Genomic DNA, 24,146 nt, shown 5'->3' on the forward strand with positions numbered 1-24,146 from the left:
AATCACCATGAGTCAGATCGACATCCGTCCGGTCAGCGCCGCCGATCACGCCGCCTGGCTGCCGCTGTGGCAGGCCTACCTGCGCTTCTACAACACGGAATTGCCGGACGCCGTCAGCCAAAGCACCTGGCAGCGCTTTCTCGACCCGAACGAACCAACCCACGCCGCCCTCGCCTGGGCTGACGGCAAAGCGGTGGGCATGGTGCATTTCATCTACCATCGTTCGAACTGGAGCATCGAAAACTCCTGCTACCTGCAAGACCTGCTGGTGGAGCCGCAAACCCGTGGCACCGGCGTCGGTCGCCTGTTGATCGAACACGTCTACGCCACGGCCAAGGCCAACGGTTGCTGCAAGGTGCACTGGCTGACCCACGAAACCAATGCCACGGCGATCCAGCTCTACGAGCGCATCGCCGAACGCCCGGGTTTCATCCAGTTTCGCAAAGCCATTTAAGGAGCCACGCGCATGACCATTTCTCCCGCTGACTGGAAAGGCGTGCCGCCGCCCTCGACCACCCTGATCGAAGGCCGCTTCATCCGTCTGGAAAAGCTCGACCCGGCGCGCCACGGCGACGACCTGTTCAATGCCCTGCAAGGCCCCGGCGCCGACCCGAAACTCTGGGATTACTTGCCCTACGGCCCGTTTCCGGAACGCAGTGCCTTCAATGACTGGCTGAACAACCACGCCGCCCACAGCGATCCGTATTTCTTCAGCGTCATCGACCGCGCCAGCGGCCAGGTGCAAGGCATCCTCAGCCTGATGTCGATCGTCCCGGCTCAGGGCCGCATCGAAATCGGCCACGTCACCTTCGGCGCCCCGATGCAGCGCTCGCCGAAAAGCACCGAGGCGGTCTACCTGCTGGCCAGGGAATCCTTCGCCCTCGGCTACCGCCGCCTGGAATGGAAATGCAACAACGGCAACGCCCGCTCCAAATACGCGGCCGAGCGCCTGGGCTTCAGCTTCGAAGGCGTGTTCCGCCAACACATGGTGGTCAAGGGCCAGAACCGCGATACCGCGTGGTACTCGATTCTGGATTCGGAATGGCCGGCGATTGCGGCCGGGTTCGAACGTTGGTTGAGCGATGAGAATCAGACGGCGGATGGGCAGGTGAAGGGGTTGGTCGAGTGCCGCGCTTGAAACTCGATCGACACTAAGCGGGTTGCGGGTTCAGCTGTTGTTTCGCCGAACCCGTACCACGCCCATTTTCAGTCCAAACGGGCGGAACACGGCATTCAGCGATTTCAGTGTCTGATTACCCTCGCCGTGTTCGATGTGCACCAGCGTGCGTACCGAAATCTTGCACATCTTCGCGAACTGGGTCTGATGCAGCCCGGTCACCTCCACGCGCAAACGGCGAACGGCTTCACCGATTTCTACGGTTCCTTCAGCCAGCGCTTCTTGAATGCTTTCGATGAGCAAGGTGCGCTCGACGACGGTCATGCTCATTTCAGATCCCATTCTTTCAATCGTTGCTCCAGGTTTTTCAGGTGGACGCCCGGATGATTCATTGTCCGGTCAGGCAAACCGCTGGCGCTCAAAATGTCCGGCAACTCGGCCAGGCACTGCGCGTCTTCACGCAGGCGCTCGAAAGATTTCGGCGCGTCGGACAACCCTGCCAATGGGTCATCCGGATCGGAAATATCCGCCAATGCGCGACAAACCCCTCGCCAATCGACATCTCCCGCCCTCTCCAGCTCTTTTGGCCATTTGGTGGTGCGGGTCACACCTTCGTCATCCATGACCATGGGGGCCAGATCATAAATGGGGGCCAAACGATACGAGCCCTCGTCACGAATGATTGCGGTATTGCGACCGTGGTTGTCCGAGTTGCCAAGAATCTTGTTGATCAGGTCCCGGCGTAAATAGTCCGCCACCAGCGCCGGAATCTGATCCGCTTGCCCCGCATTGCGCCAGAGCTCGGCGAGCATGCGAATGACATCCATATGGTTCATCGCGCTTCCCGGCGTCGTCACTTCGGCCAGCGAATAAATCGACTCCACGGCAAAACGCTCTACCCCACGGCTCGTCACCTGGCGATCAAAACGCTGCACCCACAAGCTGGGTTTGTTCGCTTCCTCTAACGCCAGACCTTCTGCCGCGACGGTTTCGATGCCCAGTGCCTGAAGCGCCTGGTAGTAGTGGAATTCGCTGCGCAGGATGTCTTGATCGGTTTGACCTCCCTTATTCCGGGCGAACTTCACAAACCAGTGCTGATGGACGTTTTCATCATCCAGCACGGCATCGGGATACAAAAGACCGGCGTGATCCTCTGCCAGAAGAATCTTGGGAGCCTCACCTCCGGCCCCTGTCGCCCCACCAATCGCAGCTCCCATTTCATAGGCATATTCAAGGAAGCGGTGGTCACGGCTGACGACCTCCTGACGCTGAAAACCGATGGGCTTGCGCTCATCGACAGCCTCGGCCGATTCTTTTATCCGCATGTTGCCGATCGGAGCCGGAGTGCAGCGACCAAGCAGATAAAGATCGGCACTGATGCCTGCAGGTTTCTCCTGCCCCAGACGTGCAAGAAGAAACCTTTTAGCGGCGCCTGCCGGCGCGATGTCATGCACGAATGCAGGGGTGATGGATCGCCGGCCTTCCCAATCAAGGGGGAACAGCGCACTCACGGCCTTGGAAAAAGGGGAGCCGATGACCTCGATGTTCTCGACCAGATACGCCGACTCGTAGCCAAAGCTGCAGCGGCTTTCGAAGCCTTTTTCGGGCGAGTCGAAACTCAACACCATCGCGTCGTGCCATTTGCCGGCGTTGAATATCTGCAATGTCAGGTTGTGCATGCGGCTCTCATCTGCAATTAAATGCATTACTGCGGTCGTTTGGTGAACTTTAAATGCAATATAGTGCATTTCAGAAGATCGGGAGTCTCGTCAACATGCAGTAAAGTGCAGATGAAGGGTTAAAACCTCGAAATAAACGCAAAATAATGCAGATGCCGCTGAGTTCGCCATGGACATCATTTTGTAAAAACCCTCCGCTATACAGGACGCCCCGCTTATAACAAAAAGGACGTTCTGCCCATGCCCTTCCCGCCCCAGCGCCTGTCGTTTGCCATTGCCCTGCTGATCGCCACCAGCGCCGCCCATGGCAAGACCGTGCAGATCGACACCGCCACCACCGCGTCGCAAACATTGGGCGGTAAAGACACACTGACGATTTCGGCGCCGGGCAGCATCACCAACAGCGGCAAGGCTGTGAGCCTGAAGGACGGCACCAGCGGCGTCGGTGTGATCATCGATAACGCCGGCAAGATCATTTCCAGCGGTGGCCGGGCGATTGATAGCAGCGGCGATCTGACCCAGGCGCGCAACTACGCCATCCATAACCGCAGCGGCGGGCAGATTCTCGGTTCCAACGATGCGATTCGCATCGACAGCAACTTTGTCAGCGGCAGCCTGTTGATCGACAATAGCGGCACCATTCGCTCGACCACCGGCCAAGGCCTGGATCTGGATGCGTTGCGCAGCGACGGGGTAAAAACCACGATCATCAACCGCGCGGGCGGGCTGATTCGTGGCGACGCCAGCGACGGCATGAAAACCGGCGCCAATGCGACCATCAGCAACTACGGCGAGATCTCCACCGGTGACTCGCACAATGCCGATCAGAAGTTCGACGGCATCGATATCGACACCGCGACCGGCGTCAGCGTGACCAACTACGGCGTGATTTCCGGCGGCCGGCATGGCATCACCACCGACCTGGGAGCGACGCTGGTCAACTACGGGCAGATCACCGGGCGCAATGGCTCCGGTTTCGGCTCCGATGGCGACGGCACGGTGATCAACCACGGCACCATCACTGGCGCGTATTCCGGGCTGCAACCCAATGGCGACGGCGACGGCGTGGACATCGACAACATCGCCCACATCGAAAACTACGGCACCATCCAGGGCGTCGGCGCCGGCGGTGTGGACAAGGGTGGTTTCGCCAATGGCAGTGAAGGCATTGCCCTGGGCGGCGGTTACATTCTCAACGCCAAGGATGCACTGATCAGCGGCGCCAACAGCGCCATTCTGGTAGATGACGGAAGCGGCGGTTCAGGGCTGGCGGCCACCACGCTGGAGAACTACGGCACCATCCAGGGTCTCGACGGTTTCGGCGTGAAATTCGTCGGAGAGTTCGCCGACAGCGTGATCAACGGCGGCACGATCAGCGGCAGCAACGGCCTGGCGCTGGACCTGGGTGGCGGCAATGACAGCCTGACCCTGCGCAGCGGCAGCCGCTTTGTCGGCGTGGTCGATGGCGGCAGCGGTTACGACCGGGTGGTGATGGACGACGCGGCGGGCGGCAGCTTCGGTGCCAGCCGCAACTTTGAATGGCTGGAAGTCAAACAAGGCGCCTGGACGCTCACCGGCAGCGGCGACTTCAGCGACGGCGGTGCCGTGCGCAACGGCGCCACTTTGGTCAACCAGGGTGGCATCGCCGGCAATCTGACCGTGGACGCCGGTGGTGTGTATGCGGGTGGTGGTTCGGTGGGCAACCTCAACGTCAATGGCACGTTGCGCACCGACACCCGCCTCGGCACCGCGACCATCGTGCACGACTTGAACATGGGCAGCGCATCCACCCTCGCCTACGGCGTCAACGCCGATGGCAGCAGCGCACCGGTTCAGGTTGGCGGCACGGCCAACCTCAACGGCGCGACGCTGGCGGTCAATCCCGGTAGCGGAACCTATCCGTGGCAGAGCCATTACACGGTGCTGCAGGCTGCGAAGGTCAACGGCAAGTTCGGCGCGGTCACCAGCGACTACGCCTTCCTCACGCCGACCCTCGCCTACACACCAACGCAGGTCGACCTGACCTATACCCGCAATGACGTGGCCTTCAATGAATTCGCCGCCACCGGCAACGGCAGCAACGCCGCCAACAGCCTGGCCTCGATCGGCAAGAACAATGCGCTGTACAACGCCCTGCTCAACACCACTCAATCCAGCGCGGGCGCGGCCATCGAGCAACTGGCCGGCGCCAGCAACGCCAACCTCACCAGCGCCACCCTCGGCGCCAGCAGCCAGGTTGGCAGCAGCATGCTCTCGGCCATGCAGCAAATGGGTGGCAGTCCCGGCTTGATGGTCGGTCTTGATCAGCGTGATACGCCGATCCTCGCGGCTAACGGCGTTCCGTCCGAAGCGCGAAACCTTAATGACCCGAATGCCCGGGGCCGGCTCTGGCTGCAGGCCATCGGCGGCTATGGCAAGCTGGATGGCGAACACGGCAGCAGCGGTCTGGAACAGCGCACCAAGGGCAGCGTGCTCGGCGCCGACTGGGCGCTGAATCCACAATGGCGACTGGGCGTGCTCGGCGGCTATTCGAAGACCGACCTTGACGCCACCGGCGTCGACGGCAATGTCGAGAGCTGGCACGCCGGTGTTTATGCGCTGCATCAAAACGGCCCGCTGGCCCTGCGCCTGGGCGCGGCGTACAGCGGCCATCAGGGCGAAAGCAAGCGCACCATCGCGTTCAATGGTTTCAGCGATCGTCCCAAAGGCGACTACGACGCCGACAGCCAGCAAGCCTTCGCCGAACTCGGCTATGCCATGGGCACTGGCCGGCTCAGCGCCGAACCGTTCGCCAGCCTCGGCTACGAGCGCTATCACCGCGACCGCTATCAGGAAAAGGGCGGCGCGGCGGCCTTGCAGGTCGACAGCCAGACTCAGGACAACTTCAGCAGCACCTTCGGCGTACGCCTGGCGCACCTCGGCTCGCTGGACAATGGCATGAGCCTCACCCCGCGCATGGCCGCTGGCTGGAAGCACACCTACGGCGATGTCAGCAGCTCGACCCGTCAGGCGTTTGTGGTCGGCGGCACGGCGTTCAGTGTCGATGGCAGCTCGCTGGATCGTGACAGTCTGGTGCTCGAAGCAGGGCTGGATCTGGGCATTTCTTCGCGGCATACGCTGGGGGTTGGATACAGCGGCGAGATTGGCAGCAACAGCCGAAATCACGGGTTGATCGGGCAGTGGCAGATAAACTTTTGAATGCTGTAGGCAAATGTTCCACACGATGAACGCAAAGGCGGCCCATTAAGCAAAACGGGCCTCTTTACTGTCGCTACAGTCGACAATCCCTGCATGTTCGGCAGATCCGTCTGACATCGATACCCCGTCGCACCGTTCTAGAGTTCGACCTCCCAACACGGAGGTTGACCCGATGCCTGCTCGACATATACACCGACTTCACCACCTGGCTGTCGCAATTGCATTGACGCTTGGCTACGCCGGGAATTCACTGGCGCAGCAACTTGAACTGGATTTTGATCAGCATTTGAGGCAATCCCCGGAGCAAGTGATCTCGGCACTCGATGCCTTCATCAAAGCCCCGGACACGGTTACAACCACGATCAGGAGCGGGCAAAAAGCCAAGGACGGGGTTTCTCTGCAACAGACGGAGGCGAACGATCTGGTGATCGTGAAGCCTCGTGGCAGCTTCGCCGGAGTTGTTGATGGCGGTGCCGGTGACAACGTACTGCAACTCGATGCCAAAGAAGGAAAGCTCGGCGAATCACGTAACTTCAAGGGACTGGAGGTCAAGCAAGGAACCTGGACGCGCACAGGTTCGGGGGACTTCACTTCGGGCGTGCTGATTCGCGCCAAGGCTTCGCTGGTCAACGAGGGGAACATTCATGGCGGCGCGCTGACCGAAGGCATTTTCATCAACAGGGGACGGATCGGTCGAGACGTCACGGTGTTGCCCGGTGGAGACCTGATGCACTCTGGATTGATCGCCGGCAACGTGGATGTACAGGAGAACGGTCATTTCGCCGGCAGCGGTATCGTCGGTGGCCTGAATGTGCAGGGGCGCTTTTCCGTTGACGAGGTGTATGGCGCGCCCAGGATCAGGGGCGACCTGAACCTGTCGCGCCCAGCGGTATTGGCCTACTCGGTCGATGCTTCCGGCAACAGCCCGACCATCATCATCGAGGGCACTGCCAGCCTCGGGGATGCGACCCTGAAACTGGTCACCAGCGGCGACTATCCACAAAGCAGTCAGCACACCATCCTTGAGGCCGGCAAGGTCGAGGGCCGGTTCGGCACCGTCGAAAATGATCTGGCCTACATGACGCCGACCCTGGACTATGATGACCCCAAGCGAGTCGGCCTGACTTATGCCCGCAACGATGTGCCCATCGAGCAAGTCGCCACCAGTGACAACGGCCGCGAGCTCGGTAAAAGCATTAAAGAAACTCAGGCGTTGCCAGACCCATCCCCGGCCCAAACCCAGGCTTCGCGAGAAACGCCAGATTCTCATGCTGCACGGGAGCCACAATCCCGAACGTCACAGCCTCCCGAACGCCCCCTGCAAACGCAAACTCGGCAATCCCCTGTCACGCCTCCGAAGCCGGCGGCTTCGACCATTCCGCGCAACGCAGCCGTCGCGGCCCTGCTGACCAGCGACAAAGTCACAGCCGCCGTCGCCCTCGATCAACTGTCCGGCGGCAGCACCGCCAACCTCGCCAATGCAACCCTGAGCAGCGTCACATCGGTCAGCGCCAGCCTGCTGTCGGCTATGCACCAGCTCGATAACCTGCATGACAACCAGCCAAACGCACCCCGCCACGCGGCCGGAAACGCCGAGAGCGGCAGGGTCTGGCTGCAGGCCCTCGGTCATCGCGGCAAACTGGATCGCGATATGGAGCCCATGCAGCACTCCACCAAAGGACTGCTGCTCGGCGCGGACTGGCGTCTCGACGGAGACTGGCGTCTTGGCTTGATGGGCGGCACCTCCGACACGCGCATCGACAGCAAAGAACTGGACGGCGATCTCGACAGTTGGCACCTCGGCGCCTACGCCTTGCGCCAGACCGGCCCGCTGTCACTTCGGTTAGGCGCAGCCTGGAGCCGTCATGAAGGCAATACCCGTCGCGAAGTCGCGTTCGGCCGTTTCCATGACCGGCTAAAAGGCAACTACCAGGCCAGCACCCAGCAAGCGTTCATCGAATCGGGATACAACCTGGGTCGGGCCAACGTCAGCATCGAGCCATTTGCCGGCCTTGGCTACCAGCGTTACCACCGCGATGGCTACACCGAAAAAGGCGGGGATGCGGCGCTCAAGGTTCACGCTCAATCCCAAGGCAACTTCAACACCACCGTCGGCCTGCGCATGGCGAAAGTCAGCACGCTGGATAACGGCATGCGCCTCACGCCACGACTCAGCGCGGGATGGAAACACGTTTACGGCGAGACCTATACCAGCACCCGCCAACGCCTGGCCACGGAAACTGAAGACTTCACTGTTTACGGCGCCAAACTGGATCGCGACAGCTTGAAACTCGACACCGGGCTGGATCTTGCGGTCTCGAACAGTCACACATTGGGTGTCGCACTGTCCGGAGAAATCGGTACCGACAGCCGTAGCCATGGCATCTCAGGCCAATGGCGAATGGCGTTCTGAGTACAGACGGGATTGCTGCCGCACGTTGCGGCAGCGCCTTGAAAGCAAAAAAAGGGGAGCACATGCCCCCCCGAGGTTTAAAGCGTTGTATCGAGGCCGTTATCTCAGCCTTCGATCTCGATCAGGATTTCGCCCGGGTTCACCCGGTCGCCTTTGGCAACATGGATGGCAGTGACCTTGCCGGCAATCGCAGCCTGGACTTCGGTTTCCATCTTCATCGCTTCGGTGATCAGCACGGCCTGACCCGCCTTGACGGTGTCGCCTTCCTTGACCAGCACATCGACGATGTTGCCCGGCATGGTGGTGCTGACGTGACCCGGTGCCGAAGCCTGCTTGCGCTTGCTGCTGCCGCCGCCGACGAATTCGTTGAGCGGTTCGAACACCACTTCTTCCGGCATGCCGTCGATGGACAGGTAGAAGTGACGCTTGCCTTCAGCCTTGACGCCGACACCGGTGATGTCCACGCGGTAGGTTTCGCCATGTACGTCGATGACGAACTCGGTCGGTACGCCTTCGCCGCCGGCCGAAGCCACCTTGCCCGCTTCCGGGATCGGCAGCAGCACTTCCGGGGTGAGGGTGCCGGCGGCACGCTCTTCGAGGAACTTGCGGCCGATGTCCGGGAACATGGCGAAGGTCAGCACGTCTTCTTCGGACTTGGCCAGTGCGCCGATATCGGCACGCAGCTTGGCCATTTCCGGCTTGAGGAGGTCGGCCGGGCGTACGTCGATCACCTCTTCGCTGCCAATGGCCTGACGACGCAGCTTCTCGTTCACGGTGCCCGGCGCCTTGCCATAACCGCCTTGCAGGTAGAGCTTCACCTCGTTGGTGATGGTCTTGTAGCGTTCGCCGGCCAGTACGTTGAAGAACGCCTGGGTGCCGACGATCTGCGAAGTCGGGGTCACCAGCGGCGGGAAGCCGAGGTCTTCACGCACGCGCGGGATCTCCGCCAGCACTTCGCCCATGCGGTTCAGGGCGCCTTGCTCCTTCAACTGGTTAGCCAGGTTGGAAATCATCCCGCCCGGCACCTGGTTGACTTGAACACGGGTGTCGACGGCGGTGAACTCGCTTTCGAACTGGTGGTACTTCTTGCGCACGGCGTAGAAGTACAGGCCGATTTCCTGCAGCAGCTCCAGGTTCAGACCGGTATCGAACTCGGTGCCTTTGAGCGCAGCAACCATCGATTCGGTGCCTGGGTGACTGGTGCCGGAAGCGAAGCTGGAGATTGCGGTGTCGATGTGGTCGGCACCGTTTTCGATCGCCTTGAGCTGGCACATGGTTGCCAGGCCAGCGGTGTCGTGGGAGTGGATGAAAACGGGCAGCGACTGCTCGGCTTTCAGTGCACGTACCAGTTCACCGGTCGCGTATGGGGTCAGCAGACCGGCCATGTCCTTGATCGCCACCGAGTCGCAACCCATGGCTTCCATTTGCTTGGCCTGGGCGACGAACGCGTCGATGGTGTGCACCGGGCTGGTGGTGTAGGCGATGGTGCCCTGGGCATGTTTGCCGGCAGCCTTCACCGCTTCGATCGCCACGCGCAGGTTACGCACGTCGTTCATCGCGTCGAAGATGCGGAACACGTCGATGCCGTTGACCGCGGCCTTGGCGACGAACGCTTTGACCACATCATCGCTGTAGTGGCGGTAGCCCAGCAGGTTCTGCCCGCGCAAGAGCATTTGCAGACGGGTGTTGGGCAGCGCGGCGCGCAGTTGGCGCAGACGCTCCCACGGGTCTTCTTTCAGGAAACGCACGCAGGCGTCGAAGGTCGCGCCGCCCCAGCATTCCAGCGACCAGTAGCCGACTTTGTCGAGCTTGTCGCAGATCGGCAGCATGTCTTCGGTGCGCATGCGGGTGGCGAGCAGCGATTGGTGAGCGTCGCGCAGGATGGTATCGGTGACAAAGATCTTCTTGCTCATTCTTGTATTCCTCACAGGCCTGCGTGGGCGGCGATGGCGGCGGCGATGGCCAGGGCCAGCTCTTCGGGTTTGCGCTTGATCGAGTAGTTGGTCAGTTCCGGGTGGCTTTCGACGAAGCTGGTATTGAACTGGCCGCTACGGAATTCCGGGTTGCGCAGGATTTCCTGGTAGTACGCGGCGGTGGTCTTCACGCCTTGCAGACGCATGTCGTCGAGCGCGCGCAGACCACGGTCCATGGCCTCTTCCCAGGTCAGCGCCCAGACCACCAGTTTCAGGCACATCGAGTCGTAGAACGGCGGGATGGTGTAGCCGGTGTAGATCGCCGTGTCGGTACGCACGCCAGGTCCGCCGGGGGCGTAGTAGCGCGTGATCTTGCCGAAGCTAGGCAGGAAGTTGTTTTTCGGGTCTTCGGCGTTGATCCGGAATTGCAGGGCAAAACCGCGATGCTGAATGTCTTCCTGCTTCACCGACAGCGGCAGGCCGGAGGCGATGCGGATCTGTTCGCGGACGATGTCGATCCCGGTGATTTCTTCGGTGATGGTGTGTTCCACCTGCACCCGGGTGTTCATCTCCATGAAGTACACCTCGCCCTCGGCGAGCAGGAACTCCACGGTGCCGGCGTTCTCGTACCCGACAGCCTTGGCCGCGCGCACCGACAGGTCGCCGATGTAGGCGCGCTGTTCCGGGGTCAGTTGCGGACTCGGGGCGATTTCGATCAGCTTCTGGTTGCGACGCTGGATCGAGCAGTCACGCTCGAACAGATGCACGACGTTGCCGAAGCTGTCGCCGAGGATCTGCGCTTCGATGTGTTTCGGATTGACGATGCATTTTTCCAGGAACACTTCCGCCGAACCGAAAGCCTTGGTGGCTTCGGAAATGACCCGGGGGAAATTCTGTTCGAGTTCTTCGCGACTGTTGCAGCGACGGATACCGCGACCGCCACCACCGGAAGTTGCCTTGAGCATCACCGGGTAACCGATGCGGTCGCCCTCGCTCAACGCTTCCTCGATGCCCGAGACGTTGCCTTCGGTGCCCGGCGTGACCGGCACACCGGCCTTGATCATGCTGCGGCGCGCTTCGGTCTTGTCGCCCATGCGGCGAATGACTTCCGCCGACGGGCCGATGAATTTGATCCCGCGTTCGGCGCAGATGTCTGCCAGCTCGGCGTTTTCCGAGAGGAAACCGTAGCCGGGGTGCAGTGCATCGCAACCGGTTTCCACGGCCAGGTTCACCAGCTTGCGCGGGTTCAGGTAACCGGCCAGTGGCTCGGCACCAATGCTGTGGGCCTCGTCCGCACGCTTGACATGCAAGGCATGCCGGTCGGCGTCGGAATAGATCGCGACCGAACGGATGCCCATCTCGGCGCAGGCACGCACGATTCGTACGGCAATCTCACCACGGTTGGCGATCAGGATCTTTGTTATCACTTGGAGGTTCCCTTGAGCCGGTGGCACCACGACCTGCTAGACCCAGGTCGGCACGTGACCAAATGTTTCAATCTGGTCTCGGCCCCACACTAGCGCTGACAAGGGATTAACAAAAATGAATAAAAATTGGGTCAGGCATAAGTAAAGACTTATAGTCATTGCATCAGCCAATGGCCAGAGTCAGTAGAAAATGCGTAAGTCCCTGATGCGTATGACATTGCGTCAATTGCAGATCTTCAACGAAGTGTGTGATTTACGTTCCTACAGCCGAGCGGCCGAGGAAATGTCGCTCACACAACCGGCCGTCAGCCTACAGATTCGTCAGCTCGAAGAGCTGATCGGCCAGCCATTATTCGATTACGTCGGCAAAAAACTCTACATGACCGAGGCGGCCGAAGCACTGCAGCGCGCCAGCCGGGACATCTTCGGCCGCCTGGAAAACCTCGACATGCAGCTGTCGGACATGCAGGGTTCGCTGCAGGGCCAGTTGAAACTGGCGGTGGAATCCAGCGCCAAATACTTCGTGCCCCACCTGTTCGCGGCGTTCAAGCGCCAGCATCCGGAAGTGAACCTGCAACTGACAGTGGTCAACCGTGGCCAGGTGATTCGTCGACTCTCCGACAACCGCGACGATCTGGTGATCATGTCGATGGTGCCGCAGGACATGGGCCTGGAATTCCTGCCGTTCCTCAACAACCCGATCGTTGCCGTGGCGCGGCCGGATCATCCGCTGGCGCACATGGGCCCGCTGCGCTTGCAGGACCTCGAGCCATACACCCTGCTGATCCGCGAACCGGGTTCGGGTACGCGGCTGGCCTGCGAGGAGTATTTCAAGGAGAAGCGCGTGCACTTCACCCAGACCCAGGAAGTGGCGTCGGCCGAAGCCCAGCGTGAATGCGTGGTGGCGGGTCTGGGCCTGGCGCTGTTGACGCGCCACGCCCTGAACCTGGAGCTGGCGACCGGCGGCCTGGTCGAGCTGCCGGTCGAAGAGTTGCCGCTGTTTCGCAGCTGGTGCCTGGTGCAAGCCAAAGCCAAACGGCTGTCACCGGTGGCGCACGCCTTCCTGGCGTTTATCCGCAGCGAACGGGTGCAGATCAGCGCGCTGGTTGAGCGCTTCGACGGGAAGCTGCCGGCGCTGCCTGCCAGTGATTGATGTCCTCGGGAAAATCGCCGATTTCGGCCTGAAGCTGGCGGAGTTCGAAGCGATCTTCGATAGCGCGGCGAAATTCCATGCGGCGCTGGTCTTCCTGCTGACGACGGGTTTTCGCGGCGCTGTTGCGTTCTTCGTAAGGCTGAGCCATTTCGAGTCTCCCAAGGCGATTACGGGAGTTTCACGATAGGCCCGGGGGATGACGGTTTGGCTTCGTCGGGGTTACAGGCAGATGAATATTGCCTGCACCCCACAACAATCAGTCATCCAGCGCTTTCACCGATTTTGGCGACAGCCGCAAGCTGCGCAGGCTGCGCTTGACGCTCTTGAGGTGGTTGACCAGGCTCGGCCCGCGCGCCATGGCCACGCCCATCGCCAGTACGTCGATCACCACCAGGTGAGCAATACGCGAAGTCAGCGGCGTGTAGATTTCGGTGTCTTCATGAACGTCGATCGCCAGGTTGACGGTCGACAGCTCGGCCAGCGGCGTCTGGCTCGGGCACAAGGTGATCAGCGACGCACCGCTCTCGCGAACGAGGTTGGCGGTGATCAGCAAGTCTTTGGAGCGGCCGGACTGGGAAATGCAGATCGCCACGTCGGTCGGCTTCAGCGTCACCGCCGACATCGCCTGCATATGCGGGTCGGAATACGCCGCGGCGGTCAGCAGCAAACGGAAGAACTTGTGCTGCGCATCCGCCGCCACCGCGCCCGACGCACCAAAGCCGTAGAACTCGACGCGCTGGGCCTGGGACATCAGCGTCACCGCCCGTTGCAGCTCCAGAGGATCGAGCTTCTCGCGAACCTCCATCAGCGTGTGCAACGTGGTGTCGAAAATCTTCAGGCTGTAGTCGGCGACGGAGTCGTCTTCATGGATCGCGAACTGACCGAAGCTGGCGCCGGCCGCGAGGCTTTGCGCGAGCTTGAGTTTCAGATCCTGGAAACCGGAACAACCGATGGCCCGGCAGAAGCGCACGATGGTCGGCTCGCTGATGCCGACGCTGTGGGCCAGGTCGGCCATGGAACTGTGCATCACTGCCGCAGGGTCAAGCAGCACGTGGTCGGCGACCTTGAGCTCCGACTTGCGTAACAGGTGACGTGACTGGGCGATGTGTTGCAGCAGATTCAAGGGGCTGGACTCTTGTTATGGAAAGATGTGCTTTGGCCAGATGCCAGGGATGTAGCAAGCTTGTAGTTATACTACATGAATCGGCTTTTTGCCTGCTCAATGCGTAACCGGATCCCCCCGGATCAGGCGACATGCGCTGCATGTAGCCCTTACAGCGGTTTTTCCTGTTCACGCAACAACGCGGCAAGGCCGACCGCCTCCACCGGACGGCTGATCAGATAGCCCTGCACCTCGTCGCAACCTTCAGCCTTCAGAAACGCCAGCTGCTCGGATCGCTCGACGCCTTCGGCGACAACTTTCAGTGACAACCCGTGAGCCATCGCAATGATCGCCCGGGTGATCGCCGCGTCTTCGCTGCCCTCGCCCAACCCGCGGATAAAGGCCTGATCGATCTTCACGTAATCCACCGGAATCCGCTTCAGATAGCTCAGCGATGAATAGCCGGTGCCAAAATCGTCGATGGCCAGTTTCACCCCCAGATCCCGCAACTGCTGGAACGTGGCGATGATGTGTTCGACGCTGTCGAGCAGCTGGCTTTCGGTCAGTTCCAGTTCGAGGTAGTGCGGCGCCAGGCCGGTTTCCTCCAGCACCTGGCGCACCAGACTGACCAGTTTTCCCTGGCGCAGTTGATGAACCGACAGGTTCACCGAAACCCGAATCGGCGCCAGCCCCTGACGCTGCCATTCACACGCCTGCCAGCAGGCCTGACGCAGGACGAATTCGCCGATAGGGCCGATCAGCCCCGTCTCCTCCGCCAGACCGATGAAGTCCCCCGGCGGCACCCGCCCCATGGTCGGATGATCCCAGCGCACCAGCGCTTCCGCCGCGTTGAGACGGCCGGTCCCCAGGCACAGCTTCGGTTGATAGAAGACCTTGAGCTGCTTTTCCTCGATGGCTTTGCGCAGCTGGTTTTCCAGTTGCAGGCGCTCCAGCGTGCTGGCCTGCAGACTATCGGTGTAGAACTGGAAGTTGTTGCCGCCCAGGTGCTTGGCATGTTGCATGGCCATGTTCGACTGGCTGACCAGCGCGGAAATCTCCCGGGCGTTGTCCGGCAGCATGCTGATGCCCATCGAGGCGCTGACTACCAGCTCATGCCCCTCCACGGTCAACGGCAGGCGCAGCTTGCTCGACAGTCGCGTGGCGACCCGCGCCAGGCTCGACAGGTTGCCGTAGGCGTCGAACAGTACCGCGAACTCATCGCCGGACAGCCGGGCGATGGTGTCGGCTTCCGGAAGAGCATTGACCAGACGCCGGGACATCTTTTGCAGCAACTGGTCGGCAATCTCGTGGCCAAGGCTGTCGTTGAGCAGCTTGAAGCGATCCAGATTGATGTGCAGCAACGCCAGACTCCGACGCCCGCCCTGTCGCACGCGCTGATGGGCTTCGTGCAGGCGTTCGCGGAACAGCGAGCGATTGGCCAGGCCAGTGAGCTCGTCGTAGTGGGTCAGGTAGCGCATGCGCTCTTCGGATTCGCGGCGCGCCGACAGATCGGCGAAGAAGCCGACGATATGACTGACATTTCCCCGACTGTCGCGCACGGCATTCAATTGCAGCCACTGCGGATACAGCTCGCCGTTCTTGCGGGTTTCCACCAGTTCGCCCTGCCAGCTGCCGTGCTGCTCCAGCGCGTGGCGGATCGCGACGTAGTGTCGGCGGGCATCGCGACTGCACGGCAGTTCCACGACGTTGCGCCCGAGCATGTCGTCGATGTCATACCCGGTGACCCGGCTGAAAGCCTGATTGATGGCGATCAGCGAATAATTCGGGTCGAGGATCACGATGCCTTCGCTGGCGGCCTCGAACACCGTCGCCGCCAGTTGTTGCTGGGCTTCCAGGCTTTTGCTGACGCTGATGTCGCGGCGGGTGCCGACCATGCGGATGACCCGCCCGTTCTCGTCGCGCTCCACCGCTCGCCCACGGTCTTCGATCCAGACCCAGTGGCCGTCGCCGTGGCGCACGCGGTATTCGATCTGATAATCCTCGGTGCGCCCCTTCAAGTGCTCGATCAGCGCTCGTTTGAGCGGCGGCACGTCTTCCGGGTGCAGCCGTGGCCGCAGATGCCTGAGCAGCCCGGTGACGTATTGCGGGTCGAGGCCGAACAGTTCCTGAATCTGTGTGTGGTGAACCTCGTCGGTCTGCAGGTTCCAGTCCCACAGCCCCAGCTCACTGGCCTTCAACGCCAGGGCCAGGCGCGCCTCGCTTTTGCTCAGCGCCTGGTTGGCGACGTCCAGCTCTCGGCTGCGCTGGGCGACCCGATCCTCCAGCTCGACCTGCGCCTCGCGCAGCTTGCCCTCGGCGCAACGCCGCTGCTCGATTTCCTTCGCCAGCTCCTGATTGAGCTGTTCGCTGCGGGTTTGCGTTTGTTGCAGGTGCTCGATCAGGTGCTGGTTCTGGAAGCGACGCAGCAAACCGCGATCGATCAACCGGTTGACCTGCCACGCCACCACGCTCAGCGAGCCGAGCAGAATCAGCCCGAGCCAGCCCCAGCCGCGCGCCAGTTCGTCACCGCCCCAGAACAGGTAGCCGATGGCCGGCAGCAGGCACGGCAAGGTAAAGGAAAGGAAGGCCGGAATACTCACGGCGTAAGCCACGCTGGCCGACAGGGTCGCGGCGCCGATCAGGCCGAACACCCAGGCCTGCTGCATGAAGTTGTCGGCCGGGACCAGCGCGATGCCGGCGCCGGCCAGGGTCAGGCCGGTCATGGTCGAGCCGAGCAGAAACATGCGCCCCCAGATCGGCTGGGCCTGGCGATCGGGAGTCGCCGAGTCGAACGCGGCGACCTGAATCACCCGCAACGCCACCAGCGACAACAGCCACACCAGCCAGACGCTGACCACGAAGTAACGCTGCGGGCTCCAGAGCAGAGCGGCGCAGACCAGACCGTTGATCAACATGAACAGGGTGGGCAGCAGCGAACCCTGATAAAGAAGGCGCGTGCGCTCGACCGCCATCTGGGTGGCGTAAAGCTTGCGGATCACCCGAGGCTCCACGGAGGGGCCCGACAGGTCGAAGCTGAGGGTCATAGGCAACGTTCTTGTTCTTATAAGTGTGAGCATGCGCCCGGAAACGTGGACGGAGCATACACAAGCCGAACCACTTGCCAAACTGCCCCAGATCATAATTTCACCGAAACTTTTCCGCCGCCCAGCCCCCACCAAAGCCCTGAGCTCAGGCGGGCCAACGCCTGTAGCCGGTGACCGACCGGTCGTCACGGGCAGCACTTTCATCGGCTAATGCAAAGCTCGGTTTGCCCGGGCCTGCGGCGCACCCTAGAATGCCCCGATGCGCGATGATCTCTCCCTTCTGCTGAACTCCCTCAACGATGCCCAACGCCAGGCCGTAGCGGCTCCCGTTGGTCGTCAATTGGTCCTGGCCGGTGCCGGCTCCGGCAAAACCCGAGTGCTGGTGCACCGTATCGCCTGGTTGATCCAGGTCGAGAACGCCTCGCCCCACTCGATTCTGTCGGTGACCTTCACCAACAAGGCCGCTGCCGAGATGCGTCACCGCATCGAGCAGTTGTTGGGCATCAACCCGGCCGGCATGTGGGTCGGCACCTTCCACGGCCTGGCGCACCGCCTGTTGCGGGCGCACTGGCAGGAAGCCGGGCTGAGCCAGACCTTCCAGATTCTCGACAGCGACGACCAGCAACGCTTGGTCAAGCGGGTGATCCGCGAGCTGGGGCTGGACGAGCAACGCTGGCCGGCCCGTCAGGCCCAATGGTTCATCAACGGGCAGAAAGACGAAGGTCTGCGTCCGCAACACATTCAAGCCAGCGGCGATCTGTTCCTGGCGACCATGCGCGGCATTTATGAAGCCTACGAGGCGGCATGCCAGCGGGCCGGCGTCATCGATTTCTCCGAACTGCTGCTGCGCGCCCTCGACCTGTGGCGCGACCACCCGGGCCTGCTGGCGCACTACCAGAAGCGTTTCCGACACATTCTGGTGGACGAATTCCAGGACACCAACGCCGTGCAGTACGCCTGGTTGCGTCTGCTGGGCAAGGGCGGCGACAGCCTGATGGTGGTCGGCGACGACGATCAGTCGATCTACGGCTGGCGCGGCGCGAAAATCGAGAACATCCACCAGTACTCTTCCGACTTCCCGGATTCGGTGACCATCCGTCTGGAGCAGAACTACCGCTCCACGGCCGGCATCCTGAAAGCCGCCAACGCCCTGATCGCCAACAACACCGGGCGTCTGGGCAAAGAGCTGTGGACCGATGGCGGCGACGGCGAAGCCATCAACCTCTACGCCGCGTTCAACGAACACGATGAAGCACGCTACGTTGTCGAGACCATCGAAAGCGCGCTGAAAACCGGCCTGGCTCGCAGCGATATCGCGATTCTCTACCGCTCCAATGCCCAATCGCGCGTTTTGGAAGAAGCCTTGCTGCGTGAACGCATTCCGTACCGCATCTATGGCGGCCAGCGCTTCTTCGAGCGGGCGGAAATCAAGAACGCCATGGCCTACCTGCGTTTGCTGGAAGGTCGCGGCAACGATGCGGCGCTCGAGCGGGTAATCAACGTCCCGGCGCGGGGCATCGGCGAAAAAACCGTCGAAGCGATCCGCGACCATGCACGCCACAGCGATGTGTCGATGTGGGAAGCCATGCGCCAGCTGGTGGCCAATAAAGGCCTGACCGGTCGCGCCGCCGGTGCACTCGGTGCGTTTATCGAGCTGATCGAGAACCTCGCCGCCAAGTGCGCCGAGATGCCGTTGCACCTGATGACCCAGACCGTCATCGAGCAATCCGGACTGATCGCCTACCACGAAGCGGAAAAAGGCGAGAAAGGCCAGGCCCGGGTAGAAAACCTTGAGGAACTGGTCAGCGCCGCGCGCAACTTCGAGAACACCGAAGAAGACGAAGAGCTGACGCCACTGGCGGCATTCCTCGGCCACGCGTCGCTGGAGGCCGGCGACACCCAGGCCGACGAGCACGAAGACAGCATTCAGTTGATGACCCTGCACAGCGCCAAGGGCCTGGAATTCCCTTACGTGTTCCTGGTGGGCATGGAAGAAGGCCTGTTCCCGCACAAGATGAGCCTGGAAGAACCGGGACGCCTTGAGGAAGAGCGGCGTCTAGCCTACGTCGGCATTACCCGGGCAATGCAGAATCTGGTGATGACCTATGCTGAAACCCGACGCCTGTACGGCAGTGAAACCTACAACAAGGTGTCGCGTTTCGTACGGGAAGTACCGAAAGGCCTGATTCAGGAAGTGCGTCTGTCCAACAGCGTCAGTCGGCCGTTCGGCGGCAACCAGTCGATGGGCGGCAGCAACCTGTTCAGCGGCAGCGAGATTCCGGAAACCGGCCTGAGCCTCGGCCAGGCTGTCCGTCACTCGATCTTCGGCGACGGCGTGATCCTCAACTTCGAAGGCGCCGGCGCCCAGGCCCGGGTGCAGGTGAACTTCGCCGAAGGCAGCAAGTGGCTGATGCTCGGGTACGCGAAGCTGGAAGCCATATAAGTCAACGTTCGTTCCCGCGCCCGGCGCGGGAACGAACACTGGAGGCAACATCCATGGGCTCGGGCTTCTTTTCCTCCTGGACATTCTGGGCCCTGCTCTCGGCTACTTTCGCCGCGCTGACGGCCATCTTCGCCAAGATCGGCATCGAAAACGTCAACTCCGACTTCGCCACCCTCCTGCGCACAATCGTCGTATTGGTCAGTCTGGCCTTGATTTTGTACGCCACGGGCCAATATCAGTCCTTGGGATCGATCTCCGCCAAGAGCTACCTGTTCCTGTTGTTGTCGGGCCTGGGTACCGGCGCTTCATGGTTGTGCTACTTCCGGGCGTTGAAAGTCGGCCCGGCATCGCTGGTCGCCCCGGTGGACAAGCTCAGCGTGGTCTTCGTGGCGGTGCTCGGGGTGATCCTGCTGGGCGAGAAACTCGACCTGCGCCAGTGGGGCGGCATCGGCCTGATCACCGCCGGTGTGGTGATGCTGGCCTTGCGGCGCTGATCCATTTCCTGCTGAACCTATCTCCTTTTCCTACAGACAAAAGTACATGGCCTTATTGCCCCGACCGAGCTGAACGTAACCTGTCAGGCAAAAGCCCGAAACACTCTCTCGCTAGCCAGTAACACTTCAGCTGTGCAACATGGCGCGCGTGTCTCCACAAACGGGAATTCCCTTTATGAAACGTTTTCTTAGCATCGCCATGGCGTTGTGCATCGGCCTGACGATGAGCCTCGACGCCAACGCCAAGCGCTTTGGTGGTGGCAAAAGCGCCGGCGCTGCGCCGACGCACCAGACCAGCCAGATGGCTCCTTCTTCCCCAGGCATGGGCGGCGCTGCGGCGACCGCTGGTGCTGCCGGTGCCGCGGGCGCTGCGGCCAAGGCCGGCGGCGCTTCCAAATGGCTCGGCCCTCTGGCCGGCATCGCGGCCGGTGGCCTGCTCGCTTCCATGTTCATGGGCGGCGGCTTCGAAGGCATGCAGATCTTCGACATCCTGATCATGGCCGTGATCGCGTTCGTGATCTTCCGATTCATTGCCGCCCGTCGCCGCAAACAGCAGGAGCAGTTCGCTCCGGCCGGCGCGCCGATGCAGCGTGAAGTGTTCGAACAGAAACCAGCGGCGATGGGTTCGATCTTCGGTGGTTCGGCGGCGCCTGCTGCCGCCCGTCCGGTGATCAATGCACCGGCCTGGTTCAACGAACAGCGTTTCCTCGAAGCTGCCCGCAGCCACTTCCAGGCGCTGCAGCAGCACTGGGACGCCAACGAAATGGACAAGATCGCCGAGTTCGTGACCCCGCAGATGTTCGAGTTCCTCAAGCGCGAGCGCGCGGAACTGGGCGACGCGTTCCAGTCCACCTACATCGACAACCTCCAGGTACAACTGGATGGCGTGGATGACCGTGCGGACAAGACCATCGCTACCCTGACCTTCAACGGCGTGTCGAAGACTTCGCGTTTCGACCAGCAGGGCGAAGTGTTCAGCGAAAGCTGGAACATGGAACGTCCACAGGGCGACAACCAGCCTTGGCTGGTCGCCGGTATCCGCCAGAACGGCTGATCACCTCCGACGTTTTACCCGCAGTAATGAAAACCCCGGCCTCGGCCGGGGTTTTCTATTTCGCGGTTGCATCTATAGCGAGCTACTGTATAAACCGCCCCATATAAACCGCGCCATTCAAGCAAGAGGATCCCGGACGTGGAAGAAATCATCGAACAACTGCGCGAAGCCAACGAACCCGTACCGGTTCCTTTGGAATTGCCTGACGAAGACCAGTTGGTGGAAATCGAAGAAGAACTCTTCATCAACATCCCGTTCGTCTTCAAAGAGTTTCTGCTGACCGTCAGCGACGTGGTTTACGGCAGCCTGGAGCCGGTGACCGTCACCGACCCGCAATCCCACACCTACCTGCCGGACGTCGCCGCCAACGCCTGGGATGCCGGCGTGCCGCGCGACCTGATCCCGATCTGCCAGGACGGCGACGACTACTACTGCGTCGAAGAAGACGGCACCGTGGTGCTGTGGTCGGGCGAAGAAGAACTGATCACCGAAGAGTCCTGGGAATCGGTCTGGCACTGGGCGCGGGACGTCTGGCTGGAAAGCTGAAACGCCCCTCCCCATGGGTGGTCAGTGCCCCGACGGCTCCTTGTGGTTGTCGAGGGTTTCCAGCAGGGCCACCTGCATCCGCGTGTGCACCCGGATGAACCAGCGCCAGAGCAGCGCCGCCACGGCGGCCGCGACCACGGCGATCAGCACCAGCAGCTTGTTGGTCGGCAAGATACTGGCCGACAAGGCTGCCAGCAGCAGGAAAATCACCAGCAGCGAGATGATCGGGATCACTTCGGCGATCACCCGGCGCACTCGCTGCGTGTGACGCCCGGCCATTTCCGGCTTCACGCCCATCTCCGCCAGCAGCATCGACAGCGCCTTGAGCTTGCGATAGGCCGCGATCAGGAACGGCAACGACACCAGCAACGCCCCGCCCCAGATCAACGCCTTCTGCCAGCTTGGATCGCTGATCCAGTCCTGCATCCAGATCGAGAGGCGCCCGGCAAAGAAAGCGCCGGCAAAGAAGATCGCAATCACCAGCGCCAGATTGACCCCGACCTGCAGCAGGATCCGCCGGATCATAGAAGCCAGCATCGCGCCCTCACCTTGCGGCTGAATGCTGCGCAGCCACTCGCCGTACATCCCGAACACTCGACCGAGGCGTTGCGGCATGGCGGCGGACAGCTTGATCGACAGCGGATCGGCAGCCCGAATCAGGTACGGCGTCAGCAACGTGGTAATCACCGAAACCGCCACGGCCACCGGATAGAGAAAGTTGCTGGTGACCTGCAGGGTCATCCCCAGCGCCGCGATGATGAAGGAGAATTCGCCAATCTGTGAAAGTCCCATCCCGACCCGCAGTGAGGTTCGCCCGTCATTGCCGGCGATAAACGCACCGAGCCCGCACGACAGCATCTTGCCCAGCACCACGGCGACCGTGATCACCGCGATCGGCCACGCATACTGCAGCAGGATCATCGGGTCGAGCATCAGGCCGATGGCGACGAAAAAGATTGCGCTGAAGAGGTCGCGAACCGGCTCGATCAGGCGCTCGATTTTCAGCAGTTGCCGCGACTCGGCCATGATCGCGCCGATCAGGAACGCCCCCAGCACCATGCTGTACTCAAGCTTGACCACCAACAGGCAGAAACCGAAACACAGGCCCAGCACCGTAATCAGCAGCATCTCGTTGCTTTCGAATTTGGCGACGTAAGCCAATAGACGCGGCACCAGCAGGATGCCGACCACCAGGGCGACAATCATGAACAGCGAGAGCTTGCCGACAGTGGAAAACACTTCGCCGGAACTCACCGTGCCGCTGACGGCGATGCTCGACAACAAGGCGATGATGCCAATGCCGAGAATGTCCTCGACGATCAGCACGCCGAAAATCAGCTGCGCGAAGCGCTCGTTTTTCATCTTCAGGTCGTTGAGCGCCTTGACGATGATGGTGGTCGAGGAAATCGCCAGGATCGCGCCGAGGAACAGCGAATCCATGGTGTTCCAGTCAAACCAGCGGCCGATTTCGTAGCCGATCCATATCATCAGGACAATTTCGAGGAATGCCGCGATGAATGCCGTGGCGCCGACCTTGAACAGCTTGCGCAGGCTGAACTCCAGGCCCAGGCAGAACATCAGGAAAATCACCCCCAGCTCGGCGAGGGTCTTGATGGTTTCTTCATCGTGGATCAGGCCGAACGGCGGCGTGTGAGGGCCGATGATGAAACCGGCGACGATATAGCCAAGTACCACCGGCTGCTTGAAACGGTGGAACAACACGGTCACCACACCTGCGACCAACATGATCACCGCCAGATCCTGAATAAAGCTGATGGCATGCATGGTGTGGGCTCCTTGAATGACGAGGCTCACGCAGGCATCGGAAATGTCTGGGTGAGCTGAGTAAAAATCCGCTTTGGGTGTAGGAATCGCCCTTGGGGAGGCGCTTTTGCAGGGTAACACCGCGACTTCCGGCTGAAAGGCGGTGCAATATATGGAAACAGATCGATTCGGGCGTGACGGCGGCCAGTTGCCTGGCGTCCCGATAACGGTGCTTTTGAAAAGCGACCAGGCACCCGCAGAGGTGTTTCTTCCAGCAACCCTGCCTTGACCCGTGAGAACGTTATGGAACCCGGAAACGCCCAGCTGTCGATGACGGTACTGATGACCCCCGACATGGCCAACTTCTCTGGCAATGTCCACGGCGGCACCCTGCTCAAATACCTCGACGAAGTGGCCTACGCCTGCGCCAGCCGTTATGCCGGCCGCTACGTGGTGACCCTGTCGGTGGATCAGGTGATTTTCCGCGAGCCGATCCATGTAGGCGAACTGGTGACCTTCCTGGCGTCGGTGAACTACACCGGCAACACCTCGATGGAAGTCGGCATCAAAGTGGTGACCGAGAACATCCGCGAGCGCTCGGTGCGCCACACCAACAGCTGCTTCTTCACCATGGTCGCGGTGGACGATCAGCGCAAACCCGCCGCCGTACCGCCGCTGCAACCGCAGAACAGCGAAGATAAGCGCCGCTACATGCAGGCGCAGCAGCGCCGGCAGATCCGTCAGGAGCTGGAAAAGCGCTATCAGGAAATCAAGGGCGACGCCTGATCAACCCTTCGAT

At 61.4% G+C, this 24,146-nt stretch carries 18 protein-coding genes; 10 read left to right on the forward strand and 8 right to left on the reverse strand.

From position 1 onward, the window contains the following. Positions 1-7 precede the first annotated feature (7 nt). On the forward strand, positions 8-454 hold the full coding sequence (locus tag ACKUG4_RS12275) for a GNAT family N-acetyltransferase (RefSeq protein ID WP_445434084.1): 447 nt from the start codon (positions 8-10) through the stop codon (positions 452-454). Between the two features lie 12 nt (positions 455-466). Further along, positions 467-1,138 carry a GNAT family N-acetyltransferase gene (locus tag ACKUG4_RS12280; RefSeq protein WP_445434085.1) on the forward strand — a complete coding sequence of 224 codons (672 nt, stop codon included), beginning with the start codon at positions 467-469 and terminating at the stop codon, positions 1,136-1,138. Between the two features lie 30 nt (positions 1,139-1,168). Here ACKUG4_RS12280 and ACKUG4_RS12285 read toward each other — a convergent pair whose 3' ends face one another. Together ACKUG4_RS12285 and ACKUG4_RS12290 are read right to left on the reverse strand one after the other, a co-directional pair. Further along, a complete protein-coding gene (locus ACKUG4_RS12285) occupies positions 1,169-1,447 on the reverse strand; it encodes a helix-turn-helix domain-containing protein (RefSeq protein WP_445434086.1) in 279 nt (92 codons plus the stop codon). Then, positions 1,444-2,796, reverse strand: coding sequence for a HipA domain-containing protein (locus ACKUG4_RS12290; protein ID WP_445434087.1), 1,353 nt, complete (start codon positions 2,794-2,796; stop codon positions 1,444-1,446). The genes ACKUG4_RS12285 and ACKUG4_RS12290 overlap by 4 nt, the downstream gene beginning before the upstream one ends. A gap of 240 nt (positions 2,797-3,036) precedes the next feature. Between ACKUG4_RS12290 and ACKUG4_RS12295 the strand changes: the two genes are divergently transcribed. Next, on the forward strand, positions 3,037-5,994 hold the full coding sequence (locus ACKUG4_RS12295) for an autotransporter outer membrane beta-barrel domain-containing protein (protein WP_445434088.1): 2,958 nt from the start codon (positions 3,037-3,039) through the stop codon (positions 5,992-5,994). A 172-nt stretch (positions 5,995-6,166) separates the two neighbouring features. Then, positions 6,167-8,407 (forward strand): autotransporter outer membrane beta-barrel domain-containing protein, encoded by a 2,241-nt coding sequence (locus ACKUG4_RS12300; RefSeq protein WP_445434089.1) that lies wholly within the window; start codon positions 6,167-6,169, stop codon positions 8,405-8,407. A 104-nt stretch (positions 8,408-8,511) separates the two neighbouring features. Here ACKUG4_RS12300 and oadA read toward each other — a convergent pair whose 3' ends face one another. After that, a complete protein-coding gene (gene oadA, locus ACKUG4_RS12305; protein WP_445434090.1) occupies positions 8,512-10,320 on the reverse strand; it encodes a sodium-extruding oxaloacetate decarboxylase subunit alpha in 1,809 nt (602 codons plus the stop codon). Between the two features lie 11 nt (positions 10,321-10,331). Next, complete coding sequence (locus ACKUG4_RS12310) at positions 10,332-11,747, reverse strand: acetyl-CoA carboxylase biotin carboxylase subunit (RefSeq protein WP_007954255.1); 1,416 nt, start codon at positions 11,745-11,747, stop codon at positions 10,332-10,334. Positions 11,748-11,937: 190 nt separating this feature from the next. On the opposite strand from ACKUG4_RS12310, the gene ACKUG4_RS12315 reads away from it, so the two are divergent. Next, positions 11,938-12,900: a LysR family transcriptional regulator gene (locus tag ACKUG4_RS12315; protein ID WP_039765068.1), complete on the forward strand. Its 963-nt coding sequence runs from the start codon at positions 11,938-11,940 to the stop codon at positions 12,898-12,900. Here the strand turns inward: ACKUG4_RS12315 and ACKUG4_RS12320 are convergent. The 3 genes from ACKUG4_RS12320 to ACKUG4_RS12330 form a co-directional block, all read right to left on the reverse strand. After that, a complete protein-coding gene (locus ACKUG4_RS12320) occupies positions 12,842-13,048 on the reverse strand; it encodes a PA3496 family putative envelope integrity protein (protein WP_007954251.1) in 207 nt (68 codons plus the stop codon). The genes ACKUG4_RS12315 and ACKUG4_RS12320 overlap by 59 nt on opposite strands. 108 nt (positions 13,049-13,156) lie before the next feature. Further along, positions 13,157-14,023: a transcriptional regulator HexR gene (gene hexR, locus ACKUG4_RS12325; RefSeq protein ID WP_007954250.1), complete on the reverse strand. Its 867-nt coding sequence runs from the start codon at positions 14,021-14,023 to the stop codon at positions 13,157-13,159. 149 nt (positions 14,024-14,172) lie between these two features. After that, positions 14,173-17,046 carry a putative bifunctional diguanylate cyclase/phosphodiesterase gene (locus ACKUG4_RS12330; RefSeq protein ID WP_445434091.1) on the reverse strand — a complete coding sequence of 958 codons (2,874 nt, stop codon included), beginning with the start codon at positions 17,044-17,046 and terminating at the stop codon, positions 14,173-14,175. A 259-nt stretch (positions 17,047-17,305) separates the two neighbouring features. On the opposite strand from ACKUG4_RS12330, the gene uvrD reads away from it, so the two are divergent. The 4 genes from uvrD to ACKUG4_RS12350 all read left to right on the forward strand — a co-directional run bounded on the left by uvrD (position 17,306) and on the right by ACKUG4_RS12350 (position 21,583). Continuing rightward, a complete protein-coding gene (gene uvrD / locus ACKUG4_RS12335; protein ID WP_007954248.1) occupies positions 17,306-19,489 on the forward strand; it encodes a DNA helicase II in 2,184 nt (727 codons plus the stop codon). 53 nt (positions 19,490-19,542) lie between these two features. Beyond that, positions 19,543-19,983 (forward strand): EamA family transporter, encoded by a 441-nt coding sequence (locus tag ACKUG4_RS12340; protein WP_064379739.1) that lies wholly within the window; start codon positions 19,543-19,545, stop codon positions 19,981-19,983. 175 nt (positions 19,984-20,158) lie between these two features. Continuing rightward, positions 20,159-21,037, forward strand: a complete 879-nt coding sequence (locus ACKUG4_RS12345) for a Tim44 domain-containing protein (RefSeq protein ID WP_445434092.1) — start codon at positions 20,159-20,161, stop codon at positions 21,035-21,037. Positions 21,038-21,175: 138 nt separating this feature from the next. Then, positions 21,176-21,583, forward strand: a complete 408-nt coding sequence (locus ACKUG4_RS12350) for an SMI1/KNR4 family protein (RefSeq protein ID WP_007954245.1) — start codon at positions 21,176-21,178, stop codon at positions 21,581-21,583. 21 nt (positions 21,584-21,604) lie between these two features. Here ACKUG4_RS12350 and ACKUG4_RS12355 read toward each other — a convergent pair whose 3' ends face one another. Then, positions 21,605-23,368, reverse strand: a complete 1,764-nt coding sequence (locus ACKUG4_RS12355) for a cation:proton antiporter (protein WP_064379734.1) — start codon at positions 23,366-23,368, stop codon at positions 21,605-21,607. 282 nt (positions 23,369-23,650) lie between these two features. Here ACKUG4_RS12355 and ACKUG4_RS12360 point away from each other — a divergent pair, with 282 nt between their 5' ends. Then, a complete protein-coding gene (locus ACKUG4_RS12360; RefSeq protein ID WP_003229693.1) occupies positions 23,651-24,133 on the forward strand; it encodes an acyl-CoA thioesterase in 483 nt (160 codons plus the stop codon). Positions 24,134-24,146: the final 13 nt, after the last annotated feature.

Origin of the sequence: Candidatus Pseudomonas auctus (assembly GCF_048654275.1) — a bacterium.
GTDB lineage: Bacteria > Pseudomonadota > Gammaproteobacteria > Pseudomonadales > Pseudomonadaceae > Aquipseudomonas > Aquipseudomonas pharyngis.